The sequence below is a fragment of the Pseudomonas sp. NPDC008258 genome (assembly GCF_042956345.1).
Taxonomy (GTDB): Bacteria; Pseudomonadota; Gammaproteobacteria; order Pseudomonadales; family Pseudomonadaceae; genus Aquipseudomonas.
In genome coordinates, this window is the sequence record NZ_JBIBGE010000002.1 from 96,938 (window position 1) to 110,095 (window position 13,158).

The window sequence follows — 13,158 nt, forward strand, 5'->3', positions numbered from 1 at the left end:
ATTTTTCCCTTGTTCATTGGGCAGCGCCGAACCCTGTGGGAGCGGGCATGCCCGCGAACACCGGCAAAGCCGGTGCCATCCACCGCAGTGCCTGCTTCGCGGGCGTGCCCGCTCCCACAGGGTCCGTCGTCAGCCGTAGCAACTCAGCAGCCGCACAGTGCGCTGTCGATCACCTTGCGCAGTTCCAGCGGGTGGTCCACCACCACGTCGGCGCCCCAGTTGTTGGGGTTGTCCTCTGGATGAATATAGCCGTAGCGCACGGCCGCCGTGCGGGTGCCGGCGTCGCGGCCAGACTCGATATCGCGCAGGTCGTCGCCAACGAACAGCACGGTGGCCGGGTCCAGGTCCAGTGTCTTGCAGGCCAGGATCAGCGGCTCGGGGTCGGGTTTGCTGTTTTTCACGTGGTCCGGGCAGATCAGCAGCGCCGAACGCTCGGCCAGGCCCAGTTGCTGCATGATCGGCTCGGCAAAGCGCACCGGCTTGTTGGTGACCACGCCCCACAGCAGGTTGCCTTTCTCGATATCGCTCAGCAACTCGGCCATGCCATCGAACAGCTTGCTGTGTACCGCGCAGTCGCGTTGGTAGCGTTCAAGGAACTCCAGGCGCAAGGGCTCGAAGCCCTCGGCTTGCGGGTCCATGGCGAACGTGGCCGCAACCATGGCCCGGGCACCGCCGGAAATCACATCGCGGATCAGTTTGTCATCGACGGGCGGCAGGCCGCGCTCGGCGAGCATGGCCTGGCAGATGGCGATGAAGTCCGGCGCCGTGTCGAGCAAGGTGCCGTCCATGTCGAAGAGTACTGCTCGCAAACGCATGCTTATTCCTCGCGCAGGGTCTGGATCATGTAGTTGACGTCGACGTCGCTGTTGAGCTTGTAGTGCTTGGTCAGCGGGTTGTAGGTGAGGCCGATGATGTCCTTCACCTGCAGGCCGGCATCGCGGCTCCAGGCGCCCAGTTCGGAGGGGCGGATGAACTTCTTGAAGTCATGGGTGCCACGCGGCAGCATCTTCAGGATGTATTCGGCGCCGACGATGGCCAGCAGGTAGGCCTTCGGGTTGCGGTTGATGGTGGAGAAGAACACCTGGCCGCCCGGCTTGACCATGCGGTAGCAGGCGCGAATCACCGAAGACGGGTCGGGCACGTGCTCGAGCATTTCAAGGCAGGTGACCACGTCGAACTGTTCAGGCATTTCCTCGGCCAGCGCTTCGGCGGTGATCTGCCGGTATTCCACTTGCACGCCGGACTCCAGCTGGTGCAGCTGGGCCACCGCCAGGGGCGCTTCGCCCATGTCGATGCCGGTGACCGTGGCACCGCGCAGGGCCATGGCTTCGCTGAGGATGCCGCCGCCGCAGCCTACGTCCAGCACTTTCTTGCCGGCCAGGCTGGCGCGTTCGTCGATCCAGTTGACGCGCAGCGGGTTGATTTCGTGCAGCGGCTTGAACTCGCTTTCGCGGTCCCACCAGCGGTGGGCCAGCGCTTCGAACTTGGCGATTTCGGCGCGGTCGACGTTGCTCATTGAACAGTCCTCTGAAACTTCGCAAAATTGCGCCGGAGTATACCCGAGCGCTCGGCCCCGAGGGTCGCTATAATCGCCGGTTTTTGACATGCGAACGACGGGGAGAGGCGATGCGCGAGCGACTTTTGGCGGCGGAGAAGGTGACCGGGATCCGCTGGCAGGGCGGCATCTTGCACCTGCTCGACCAGCGCCTGCTGCCGTCGGAAGAACGCTGGCTGGCCTGCGACAATGTTGCGCAGGTGGCGGCGGCAATCCGCGACATGGCGGTGCGCGGCGCTTCGGCCATCGGTATTGCTGCGGCCTATGGCCTGGTGCTGGCCCTGGAAGAGCGGCTGGCCGAAGGTGGCGACTGGGAGCTGGACCTGGAAGAAGACTTCCTTAGCCTGGCCGAGGCGCGCCCCACGGCCGCCAACCTGTTCTGGGCACTGAACTGCATGCGTGAGCGCCTGCAACGGCTGCGCCCGGATGAAGACGTGTTGGCAGCACTGGAGGCCGAAGCAGTGGCCATCCACGAGAGCGACCGTGAAGCCAACCTGACCATGGCCCAGCAAGGCATCGAGCTTATCCGTCGCCACCAGGGCAATGCCCAGACCCTGCTTACCTACGGCAATGCCGGCGCCCTTGCCAGCGGCGGCTTTGGCACCGCGCTGGGGGTGATCCGCGCCGGCTACCTGGACGGTATGGTCGAGCGGGTGTATGCCGGTGAGACCCGCCCCTGGCTGCAAGGCTCGCGGCTGACTGCCTGGGAGCTGGCTGACGAGGGCATCCCGGTGACCCTGTGCGCCGACTCGGCGTTGGCCCACCTGATGAAGACCAAGGGCATCACCTGGGTGGTGGTGGGTGCAGACTGCATTGCGGCCAACGGCGACATGGCCAGCAAGATCGGCACCTATCAGCTGGCGGTCAGCGCCATGCACCACGGTGTGCGTTTCATGGTGGTGGCGCCGAGCACCAGCATCGACCTGAACCTGGCCACTGGCGAGGACATCCCGCTGGAAGAGCGTGATGCCGATGAGCTGCTGGATTACGCGGGTACCCGGGTGGCGCCGGATGTCGAGGTGTTCAACCCGGTGTTCGACGTGACCCCGGCCGACCTGATCGATGTGATCGTGACCGAGCGCGGCGTTGTGGAACGGCCGGATGCCGCCAAGCTGGCGCAGTTGATGTGCCGCAAGCGGTTGCACTGATAGTTGTTTTACCTGCGCCGGCCTCTTCGCGGGCTCGCCCGCTCCCACAGGGATGGCACAAGGCCCTGTGGGAGCGGGCATGCCCGCGAAGAAGCCAGTGAAAACTCCAGGATTGAAACCCGCTTCTGGCCGCCTGCCACATCTCCCCACCGCCCCCGCCTTTGTGATAACATCCGGCAGTTTCCAAGACCGCCCAGCATGGCGGCCTTCATTGCGCAGATCCATGGCACAACTCATTGATTTGTCGTAAGTCGTCGCACCCTTATGCGCTGCGGCGGCGAGCTTCGTTCGGCCCTTGATGGAGCTGCGAAGTTTCACCAGAAAAAGGAATCAGGCTTCTCATGGGCGAACTGGCCAAAGAAATCCTCCCGGTCAATATCGAAGACGAACTGAGACAGTCTTACCTCGACTACGCGATGAGCGTGATTGTCGGGCGAGCGCTGCCCGATGCGCGTGACGGCTTGAAGCCCGTGCATCGTCGCGTTCTCTATGCGATGAGCGAACTGGGCAACGACTGGAACAAGCCGTACAAGAAATCCGCCCGTGTGGTCGGTGACGTGATCGGTAAGTACCACCCGCACGGCGACACTGCGGTCTACGACACCATCGTGCGTATGGCCCAGCCGTTCTCGCTGCGCTACCTGCTGGTCGACGGCCAGGGCAACTTCGGTTCGGTGGACGGCGACAACGCCGCAGCCATGCGATACACCGAAGTGCGCATGACCAAGCTGGCTCACGAGCTGCTGGCCGACCTGCACAAGGAAACCGTCGACTGGGTGCCCAACTACGACGGCACCGAGCAGATCCCGGCGGTCATGCCGACCCGTATTCCCAACCTGCTGGTCAACGGTTCCAGCGGCATCGCCGTGGGCATGGCAACCAACATCCCGCCACACAACCTCGGTGAAGTCATCGACGGTTGCCTGGCGCTGATCGACAACCCGGAAGTCACCATCGATGAGCTGATGCAGTTCATTCCCGGGCCAGACTTCCCGACTGCCGGTATCATCAACGGTCGCCAGGGCATCATCGAGGCCTATCGTACCGGTCGTGGCCGCATCTACATGCGCGCCCGTTCCGAAGTCGAAGACATCGACAAGGTCGGTGGCCGCCAGCAGATCGTCGTGACCGAGCTGCCGTACCAGCTGAACAAGGCGCGCCTGATCGAAAAGATCGCCGAGCTGGTAAAAGAGAAGAAGATCGAAGGCATCACCGAGTTGCGCGACGAGTCCGACAAGGACGGTATGCGAATCGTCATCGAGCTGCGCCGCGGCGAGGTGCCGGAGGTGGTGCTCAACAACCTCTACCAGCAAACCCAGCTGCAGAGCGTATTCGGCATCAACGTGGTGGCCCTGATCGACGGCCGTCCGCGCCTGCTCAACCTCAAGGACCTGCTTGAAGCGTTCGTCCGTCACCGCCGTGAAGTGGTGACCCGCCGTACCGTGTTCGAGCTGCGCAAGGCCCGCGAGCGTGGTCACATCCTTGAAGGCCAGGCGGTTGCGCTGTCCAACATCGACCCGGTCATCGCCCTGATCAAGGCCTCGCCGACCCCGTCCGAAGCCAAGGAAGCCCTGGTTTCCACGCCGTGGGAATCCAGTGCCGTGCAGGTCATGGTCGAGCGCGCAGGCGCCGATTCCTGCCGCCCTGAAGACCTGCCGGAGCAGTACGGCCTGCACGATGGCAAGTACTTCCTGTCGCCGGAACAGGCCCAGGCCATTCTTGACCTGCGCCTGCACCGCCTGACCGGCCTGGAGCACGAGAAGCTGCTGGCCGAGTACCAGGAAATCCTCGAGCAGATCGGCGAGCTGATCCGCATCCTCAGCAGCGCCGAGCGCCTGATGGAAGTGATCCGCGAAGAACTGGAAGCCATCCGCGCCGAATACGGCGATGCCCGTCGTACCGAAATACTCAACGCCAGCCACGACCTCAACTACGGCGACATGATCCCGGAAGAAGAGCGCGTGGTCACCATCTCCCACGGTGGTTATGCCAAGACCCAGCCATTGTCGGCCTACCAGGCCCAGCGCCGTGGCGGTAAAGGCAAGTCGGCTACCGGCGTGAAGGACGAGGACTACATCGAGCACCTGTTGGTCGCCAACAGCCACGCCACCCTGTTGCTGTTCTCCAGCAAGGGCAAGGTGTACTGGAAGAAGACCTACGAAATCCCTGAAGCGTCCCGCGCTGCCCGTGGTCGCCCGTTGGTCAACCTGCTGCCGCTGGAGGAGGGTGAGCGCATCACCGCCATGCTGCAGATCGACCTCGAAGCGCTGCAGCAGAACGCCGACCTGGACGAAGAGCTGGAAGACGCTGAAGACACCGTGCTCGAGGGTGAGCTGGTAGAGCCCGAGGAAGTCGACGAAGAAGACGGCGACACGCCGGAGTGGGTCGCCGAGCCGACCGGCGCGTACATCTTCATGGCCACCGCTTCCGGTACCGTCAAGAAGACCCCGCTGGTGCAGTTCGCCCGTCCGCGCTCCAACGGCCTGATCGCCCTGAAGCTTAAAGAAGGTGACACCCTGATTGCTGCGGCCATTACCGACGGCGCCAAGGAAGTCATGATGTTCTCCGACGCCGGCAAGGTCATCCGCTTCGCCGAAAGCGTCGTGCGTGAAATGGGCCGTACTGCCCGTGGCGTGCGCGGCATGAAGCTGGGCAAAGGTCAGCAGATCATTTCCATGCTGATCCCGGAGTCCGGTTCGCAGATTCTCACCGCATCCGAGCGTGGCTTCGGCAAGCGCACCCCGCTGTCCAAGTTCCCGCGGCGCGGCCGTGGTGGCCAGGGCGTTATCGCCATGGGTACCAAAGGGCGCAACGGCTTGCTGATTGGTGCTATCCAGGTGCAGGAAGGCGAAGAGATCATGCTGATCTCCGACCAGGGCACGCTGGTGCGTACACGGGTTGGTGAGGTTTCCAGCCTGAGCCGTAACACCCAGGGTGTTACGCTGATCAAGCTGGCGGCTGACGAGACGCTGGTGGGCCTGGAGCGTATCCAGGAGCCGTCCGAGGACGAACTCGATGATGTGATCGAGACGGACGAGGAGGGCGTCGAGGCCGAAGCGCCAGACAATGATGAGGCTGCGGGTGCCGAAGAGGCGCCGCAGGAGTAAGCAAGTGTAAAACCCGAACGGGGCGACCAAGGTCGCCCCGTTTGACTGATAACTGCAGGCAATGCCTGCCCTGTGGGAGCGGGCGTGCCCGCGAAGCAGACACTGCGGTGGATGGCACCGGCTGCGCCGGTGTTCGCGGGCAAGCCCGCTCCCACAGGGTCCCTGCTAGCCCATGCAATGGTTTTTGTTCTATTTGGCAGAGCGAGAGTGGATGTGAGCAAACGAGCCTTTAACTTCTGCGCAGGCCCTGCCGCGCTTCCTGACGCTGTTTTGCAGCGCGCCCAGGCCGAGATGCTGGACTGGAACGGCAAGGGCTTGTCGGTGATGGAAATGAGCCATCGCAGCGACGACTACGTGGCCATCGCCGAAAAGGCCGAGCAGGACCTGCGTGACCTGCTGTCCGTCCCCTCCAATTACAAGGTGCTGTTCCTGCAGGGCGGTGCCAGCCAGCAGTTCGCCGAAATCCCGCTGAACCTGCTGCCGGAAAACGGCACCGCCGACTACATCGAAACCGGCATCTGGTCGAAAAAGGCCATCGAGGAAGCGCGCCGCTTCGGCAACATCAACGTTGCTGCCAGCGCCAAGCCCTACGACTACCTGGCCATCCCGGGCCAGAACGAGTGGAGCCTGACCAAAAACGCCGCCTACGTGCACTATGCGTCCAACGAGACCATCGGTGGCCTGCAGTTTGACTGGGTGCCAGAAACCGGTGACGTGCCGCTGGTGGTCGACATGTCGTCCGACATTCTCTCGCGCCCTATCGATGTGTCGCAGTTCGGCCTGATCTACGCTGGCGCGCAGAAAAACATCGGCCCTAGCGGTCTGGTAGTGGTCATCGTGCGCGAAGACTTGCTGGGCCACGCTCGCAGCAGCTGCCCGACCATGCTCGATTACAAGGTTTCGGCTGACAACGGTTCGATGTACAACACCCCGGCCACTTATTCCTGGTACCTCTCGGGCCTGGTCTTCGAGTGGCTGAAAGAGCAGGGTGGCGTCGATGCCATGGAGCAGCGCAACCGCGCCAAGAAAGAACGCCTGTACGGCTTCATCGACAACAGCGATTTCTACACCAACCCGATCAGCGTCAACGCCCGTTCGTGGATGAACGTGCCGTTCCGCCTGGCTGACGAGCGCCTGGACAAGGCCTTCCTCGCCGGTGCCGATGCCCGCGGCCTGCTCAACCTCAAGGGCCACCGTTCGGTGGGCGGCATGCGTGCCTCCATCTACAACGCCCTGGGCCTGGAAGCGGTTGAAGCGCTGGTTGGCTACATGGCTGAATTCGAGAAGGAGCACGGCTGATGTCCGAACAGGAGCTCAAGGCGCTGCGCGTACGCATCGACAGCCTCGACGAGAAAATCCTCGAGCTGATCAGCGACCGCGCCCGTTGCGCCGAAGAAGTAGCCCGGGTCAAGACCGCTTCGCTGAAAGAAGGCGAAAAACCGGTGTTCTACCGCCCCGAGCGTGAAGCTGCGGTGCTCAAGCGCGTGATGGAGCGCAACAAGGGCCCGCTGGGCAACGAAGAGATGGCGCGGCTGTTCCGCGAGATCATGTCTTCGTGCCTGGCCCTTGAACAGCCGCTGAAAATTGCCTACCTCGGCCCTGAGGGTACCTTCACCCAGGCTGCGGCCATGAAGCACTTCGGCCATGCGGTGATCAGCCGGCCGATGGCGGCCATCGACGAAGTGTTCCGCGAAGTGGCGGCCGGCGCCGTCAATTTCGGCGTGGTGCCGGTGGAAAACTCCACCGAAGGCGCAGTCAGCCACACCCTGGACAGCTTCCTTGAGCACGACATGGTGATTTGCGGCGAAGTCGAACTGCGCATCCACCATCACCTGCTGGTGGGCGAGAACACCAAGACCGACAGCATTACCCGCATCTACTCCCACGCCCAGTCGCTGGCCCAGTGCCGCAAATGGCTGGACGCGCACTACCCGAACGTAGAGCGCGTGGCGGTATCGAGCAATGCCGAGGCGGCCAAGCGCGTCAAGGGCGAGTGGAATTCGGCGGCGATCGCCGGTGACATGGCGGCCAACCTTTATGGTTTGACCCGCCTGGCCGAAAAGATCGAAGACCGCCCGGACAACTCTACGCGCTTTTTGATGATCGGCCAGCAGGAAGTGCCGCCAACCGGCGACGACAAGACCTCGATCATCGTCTCGATGAGCAACAAGCCAGGTGCGCTGCACGAGCTGCTGGTGCCGTTCCACGAGAACGGCATCGACCTGACCCGCATCGAGACCCGCCCGTCGCGTAGCGGCAAGTGGACCTACGTGTTCTTCATCGATTTCGTAGGCCACCACCGCGACCCGCTGATCAAGGCGGTGCTGGAGCAGATCAGCCAGGAGGCTGTGGCGCTGAAGGTGCTGGGCTCGTATCCGAAGGCGGTGCTTTGATTCAAGGCCTTTGGGGCTGCTTTGCAGCCCTTCGCGGGCGCGCCCGCTCCCACAGGCAGCGTGTGATGCCGATCTCTGTGGGAGCGGGCATGCCCGCGAAGGGTCGCGCTGCGGCCCCAATGGCCCTAACAGGCTGTCTAGATTTCTGAACAGGGTTCACACCAGTGGTAAAAGCAGCAAAAACCAAACCCGCACCAATCATCAACCGCCTGGTCGTGGTCGGCCTCGGCCTGATCGGTGGCTCCTTCGCCAAAGGCCTGCGTGAAAGCGGCCTGTGCCGCGAAGTGGTCGGTGTCGACCTGGATGCACCCTCGCGCAAGCAGGCTGTGGCCCTGGGCGTGGTCGACCGCTGTGAAGAAGATCTCGCTGCCGCCTGCGTGGGGGCCGATGTCATCCAGCTGGCCGTACCGATCCTGGCCATGGAAAAGGTCCTGGCGCGCCTGGCCCGGCTCGACCTTGGCAACGCCATTATCACCGACGTCGGCAGTGCCAAGGGCAATGTCGTCCGTGAGGCACGTTCGGTCTTCGGCCAGCGCCTGCCGCGCTTCGTCCCCGGCCACCCCATCGCCGGCTCCGAGCAGAGCGGGGTAGAGGCCTCCAACGCCACCCTGTTCCGCCGCCACAAGGTCATCCTTACGCCACTGGCCGAAACCGACCCCGCCGCGCTGGCCCTGGTCGACCGCCTGTGGCGGGCGCTGGATGCCGATGTGGAGCACATGTCGGTCGAGCGCCATGACGAAGTGCTGGCCGCCACCAGCCACTTGCCGCACCTGCTGGCCTTTGGCTTGGTCGACTCGCTGGCCAAGCGCAATGAAAACCTCGAGATCTTCCGGTACGCTGCGGGAGGCTTCCGCGATTTCACAAGAATCGCCGGCAGCGACCCGACCATGTGGCATGACATCTTCCTCGCCAACCGCGACGCTGTCCTGCGCACGCTAGATACATATCGCAGCGATCTCGACGCCTTGCGCGACGCGATCGCTGAAGGGGACGGGCACCAGCTGCTGGGTGTATTCACCCGCGCACGGGTTGCCCGCGAGCATTTCAGTAAAATCCTGGCCCGCCGGGCCTATGTGGACGCTATGAACGCCAACGATCTGATTTTCCTGGCCCAACCGGGTGGCCGCCTGAACGGGCGGATCCGCGTACCGGGCGACAAGTCGATTTCCCACCGCTCGATCATGCTCGGCTCGCTGGCCGAAGGCACCACCGAAGTCGAAGGCTTCCTCGAAGGTGAAGACGCGCTGGCGACCCTGCAGGCATTCCGTGACATGGGTGTGGTCATCGAAGGCCCCAACCACGGTCGCGTGACCATTCACGGTGTTGGCCTGCATGGCCTCAAGCCGCCGCCGGGGCCACTGTACGTGGGTAACTCCGGTACCTCGATGCGCCTGCTGTCGGGCCTGCTGGCCGGCCAGCCGTTCGACGTGACCATGACCGGTGACGCCTCGCTGTCCAAGCGCCCGATGAACCGTGTGGCCAACCCGCTGCGCGAAATGGGTGCTGTGGTCGAGACCGGCCCCGAAGGCCGCCCGCCGCTGACCATTCGCGGCGGCCACAAACTCAAGGGTCTGACTTACACGCTGCCAATGGCCAGCGCCCAGGTCAAATCCTGCCTGCTACTGGCCGGCCTGTACGCCGAAAGCAAGACCACCGTCACCGAGCCTGCACCGACCCGCGACCACACTGAGCGCATGCTGCGCGGCTTCGGCTATTCGGTCGAGAGCAATGGCCCGGTGGCTTCGTTGCAGTCTGGCGGCAAGCTGACCGCCACCCGCATCGAAGTGCCAGCCGACATTTCCTCGGCGGCATTCTTCCTGGTAGCGGCGTCCATCGCCGAAGGCTCCGAGCTGGTGCTGGAACACGTCGGCATCAACCCGACCCGTACCGGTGTCATCGACATCCTGCGCCTGATGGGCGGCGACATTACCCTGGAAAACCAGCGTGAAGTCGGCGGCGAGCCGGTGGCCGACCTGCGTGTTCGCGGTGCGAAGCTGAAAGGTATCGACATCCCGGAAGAGCTGGTGCCGTTGGCCATCGACGAATTCCCGGTGCTGTTCGTGGCCGCTGCCTGCGCTGAAGGGCGTACCGTGCTGCGTGGCGCCGAAGAACTGCGGGTGAAGGAATCCGACCGTATCCAGGTGATGGCCGACGGCCTGATCACCCTCGGCATCAAGTGCGAGCCGACCCCGGACGGCATCATCATCGATGGCGGCCAGCTGGGCGGTGGCGAAGTGCATGGGCACGGTGACCACCGTATCGCCATGGCCTTCAGTGTGGCCTCGCTGCGCGCCAGCGCGCCAATCCGCATCCACGACTGCGCCAACGTCGCCACCTCGTTCCCCAACTTCCTGGCGTTGTGCGCCGAAGTGGGTATCCGCGTGGCGGAAGAGGGCAAGTCGTGAATTCGCAGGCGCCAGTCATCACCATCGACGGGCCAAGCGGCTCGGGCAAAGGCACGGTCGCCGGCCTGCTGGCCCGCGAGCTGGGCTGGAAGCTGCTGGACTCCGGCGCGCTGTACCGCTTGCTGGCGTTCAACGCCAGCAACCACGGCGTCGACATGACCAACGAAGAGCTGCTGACCAAGCTTGCCGCCCATCTGGATGTGCAATTCATCGCTGCCGAGCCCGGTAAGCTGCAACAGATCATCCTTGAGGGTGAGGACGTCAGCAATGTCATCCGTACCGAAACCGTCGGCGCGGGTGCGTCGATGGTGGCTTCGCTGCCGGCCGTGCGTGATGCGCTGCTGGTGCGCCAGCGCGAGTTCCGCGAGGCGCCGGGGCTGATCGCCGACGGCCGCGACATGGGTACCGTGGTATTCCCCGACGCGCCGTTGAAGGTTTTCCTCACCGCCAGCGCGGAGGAGCGGGCACGTCGCCGCTACCTGCAGTTGAAGGGCAAGGGTGAAGATGTTAGTCTGTCGAGTCTGCTGGATGAGATTCGTGCGCGTGATGAGCGCGATACCCAACGTGCAGTGGCCCCGCTGAAACCAGCGGCCGATGCCATTCAGTTGGACTCTACCGAGTTGTCCATCGAGCAGGTGTTGCAACGTATCAGGAGCGAGATCGCCCAGCGCGACCTTCTCTGATAGCCAGGAGAGCAGGCAGGTTCACCAGTCAACGTCTTGCCGGCTTTCCTTTACTTAAAACAGACCCACATTGTCTGGAATGTGGCGAGGGGCGTTTGTTTCGCCCGAATCTACAGGAATTAAAATGAGCGAAAGCTTTGCAGAACTCTTTGAAGAAAGCCTGAAAACCCTCAATCTTCAGCCGGGTGCCATCATCACCGGTATCGTTGTCGACATCGACGGCGACTGGGTTACCGTACACGCTGGCCTGAAGTCCGAGGGTGTCATCCCGCTCGAGCAGTTCTACAACGAAGCTGGCGAACTGACCATCAAGGTCGGTGACGAAGTTCACGTTGCGCTGGACGCGGTAGAAGACGGCTTTGGCGAAACCAAACTGTCCCGTGAAAAAGCCAAGCGCGCCGAGTGCTGGATTGTTCTGGAAGCAGCTTTCGCCGCCGAAGAAGTGGTCAAGGGCGTTATCAACGGTAAGGTTAAAGGCGGCTTCACTGTCGACGTTAACGGCATCCGTGCGTTCCTGCCGGGCTCCCTGGTTGATGTCCGCCCAGTGCGCGACACCACCCACCTCGAAGGCAAAGAGCTGGAATTCAAGGTCATCAAGCTGGACCAGAAGCGCAACAACGTTGTTGTTTCGCGTCGCAGCGTGCTGGAAGCCGAGAACTCCGCCGAGCGCGAAGCCCTGCTGGAAACCCTGCAGGAAGGCCAGCAAGTCAAAGGTATCGTCAAGAACCTCACCGACTACGGCGCATTCGTGGACCTGGGCGGTATCGACGGCCTGCTGCACATCACCGACATGGCCTGGAAGCGCATCAAGCACCCATCGGAAATCGTTAACGTTGGCGACGAAGTCGACGTACGCGTTCTGAAGTTCGACCGCGAGCGCAACCGCGTTTCGCTGGGTCTGAAGCAAATGGGCGAAGATCCGTGGGTAGCTATCACTGCCCGTTACCCAGAAGGTACTCGCGTACAAGCTCGCGTTACCAACCTGACCGACTACGGCTGCTTCGCTGAGCTGGAAGAAGGCGTTGAAGGTCTGGTACACGTTTCCGAAATGGACTGGACCAACAAGAACATCCACCCGTCGAAAGTCGTTCAGGTTGGCGACGAAGTGGAAGTCATGGTTCTGGACATCGACGAAGAGCGTCGTCGTATCTCCCTGGGCATCAAGCAGTGCAAGTCCAACCCATGGGAAGACTTCTCCGGCCAGTTCAACAAGGGTGACAAGATCACCGGTACCATCAAGTCGATCACCGACTTCGGTATCTTCATCGGTCTGGACGGCGGCATCGACGGCCTGGTTCACCTGTCCGACATCTCCTGGAACGAAACCGGCGAAGAAGCCGTACGTCGTTTCAAGAAGGGCGACGAGCTGGAAACCGTCATCCTGTCGGTCGACCCAGAGCGCGAGCGCATCTCCCTGGGCATCAAGCAGCTGGAAGACGATCCGTTCTCCAACTTCGTTGCTGTCAATGACAAGGGCGCTATCGTCAAGGGCATCGTGAAAGAAGTTGACGCCAAAGGCGCCATCGTCACCCTGGCCGACGACATCGAAGCCACTCTGAAAGCTTCCGAAATCAGCCGTGACCGCGTTGAAGACGCGCGTAACGTCCTGAAGGAAGGCGAAGAGATCGAAGCCAAGATCATCAGCGTTGACCGCAAGTCCCGCGTTATCAGCCTGTCGATCAAATCGAAAGACGACGCTGAAGAGCGCGAAGCCATCCAGAGCCTGAAAAACGCTCCGGAAGCTGCTGCCGACACCACCATGGCTGCGCTGCTGCGCGAAGCAATGGCCAAGCAGAACTGAGTTCTGTTTGATCGGTAAAAAGGGCGACCCTCGGGTCGCCCTTTTTTTGTGCCGGAAATGGCGCGT

The 13,158-nt window shown here is 62.6% G+C and carries 9 protein-coding genes; 7 read left to right on the forward strand and 2 right to left on the reverse strand.

The window, feature by feature from the left end; genetic code table 11:
• Window positions 1–143 precede the first annotated feature (143 nt).
• Entirely contained in the window at window positions 144–815 is a 672-nt protein-coding gene (gene mupP / locus ACFY9W_RS01955; protein WP_391125006.1) for an N-acetylmuramic acid 6-phosphate phosphatase MupP, read from the reverse strand.
• A gap of 2 nt (window positions 816–817) precedes the next feature.
• Window positions 818–1,516, reverse strand: coding sequence for a bifunctional 2-polyprenyl-6-hydroxyphenol methylase/3-demethylubiquinol 3-O-methyltransferase UbiG (gene ubiG, locus ACFY9W_RS01960; protein ID WP_012271034.1), 699 nt, complete (start codon window positions 1,514–1,516; stop codon window positions 818–820).
• A 110-nt stretch (window positions 1,517–1,626) separates the two neighbouring features.
• Here ubiG and mtnA point away from each other — a divergent pair, with 110 nt between their 5' ends.
• The 7 genes from mtnA to rpsA all read left to right on the forward strand — a co-directional run bounded on the left by mtnA (window position 1,627) and on the right by rpsA (window position 13,092).
• Window positions 1,627–2,703 (forward strand): S-methyl-5-thioribose-1-phosphate isomerase, encoded by a 1,077-nt coding sequence (gene mtnA, locus ACFY9W_RS01965; protein ID WP_391125011.1) that lies wholly within the window; start codon window positions 1,627–1,629, stop codon window positions 2,701–2,703.
• A 341-nt stretch (window positions 2,704–3,044) separates the two neighbouring features.
• Window positions 3,045–5,810, forward strand: coding sequence for a DNA gyrase subunit A (gene gyrA / locus ACFY9W_RS01970; protein WP_391125013.1), 2,766 nt, complete (start codon window positions 3,045–3,047; stop codon window positions 5,808–5,810).
• Window positions 5,811–6,023: 213 nt separating this feature from the next.
• Window positions 6,024–7,109: a 3-phosphoserine/phosphohydroxythreonine transaminase gene (gene serC, locus ACFY9W_RS01975; protein WP_391125016.1), complete on the forward strand. Its 1,086-nt coding sequence runs from the start codon at window positions 6,024–6,026 to the stop codon at window positions 7,107–7,109.
• On the forward strand, window positions 7,109–8,203 hold the full coding sequence (gene pheA / locus ACFY9W_RS01980) for a prephenate dehydratase (protein ID WP_391125019.1): 1,095 nt from the start codon (window positions 7,109–7,111) through the stop codon (window positions 8,201–8,203). The genes serC and pheA overlap by 1 nt, the downstream gene beginning before the upstream one ends.
• 197 nt (window positions 8,204–8,400) lie before the next feature.
• Window positions 8,401–10,608, forward strand: a complete 2,208-nt coding sequence (locus ACFY9W_RS01985; protein ID WP_391125463.1) for a bifunctional prephenate dehydrogenase/3-phosphoshikimate 1-carboxyvinyltransferase — start codon at window positions 8,401–8,403, stop codon at window positions 10,606–10,608.
• Window positions 10,605–11,291: a (d)CMP kinase gene (cmk, locus tag ACFY9W_RS01990; RefSeq protein ID WP_391125022.1), complete on the forward strand. Its 687-nt coding sequence runs from the start codon at window positions 10,605–10,607 to the stop codon at window positions 11,289–11,291. Before ACFY9W_RS01985 ends, cmk begins: the two co-directional genes overlap by 4 nt.
• A 124-nt stretch (window positions 11,292–11,415) precedes the next feature.
• The gene (gene rpsA, locus ACFY9W_RS01995) at window positions 11,416–13,092 is read left to right on the forward strand and encodes a 30S ribosomal protein S1 (RefSeq protein ID WP_003252673.1); all 1,677 of its coding nucleotides are present in this window, start codon (window positions 11,416–11,418) and stop codon (window positions 13,090–13,092) included.
• The last annotated feature ends 66 nt before the right edge of the window (window positions 13,093–13,158 follow it).

Excerpts from the sequence above, each read along its gene's own strand:
- mupP (WP_391125006.1), bottom strand. The coding sequence starts at position 815 with ATGCGTTTGCGAGCAGTACTCTTCGACATGGACGGCACCTTGCTCGAC.
- ubiG (WP_012271034.1), bottom strand. The coding sequence starts at position 1,516 with ATGAGCAACGTCGACCGCGCCGAAATCGCCAAGTTCGAAGCGCTGGCC.
- mtnA (WP_391125011.1), top strand. The coding sequence starts at position 1,627 with ATGCGCGAGCGACTTTTGGCGGCGGAGAAGGTGACCGGGATCCGCTGG.
- gyrA (WP_391125013.1), top strand. The coding sequence starts at position 3,045 with ATGGGCGAACTGGCCAAAGAAATCCTCCCGGTCAATATCGAAGACGAA.
- pheA (WP_391125019.1), top strand. The coding sequence starts at position 7,109 with ATGTCCGAACAGGAGCTCAAGGCGCTGCGCGTACGCATCGACAGCCTC.
- rpsA (WP_003252673.1), top strand. The coding sequence starts at position 11,416 with ATGAGCGAAAGCTTTGCAGAACTCTTTGAAGAAAGCCTGAAAACCCTC.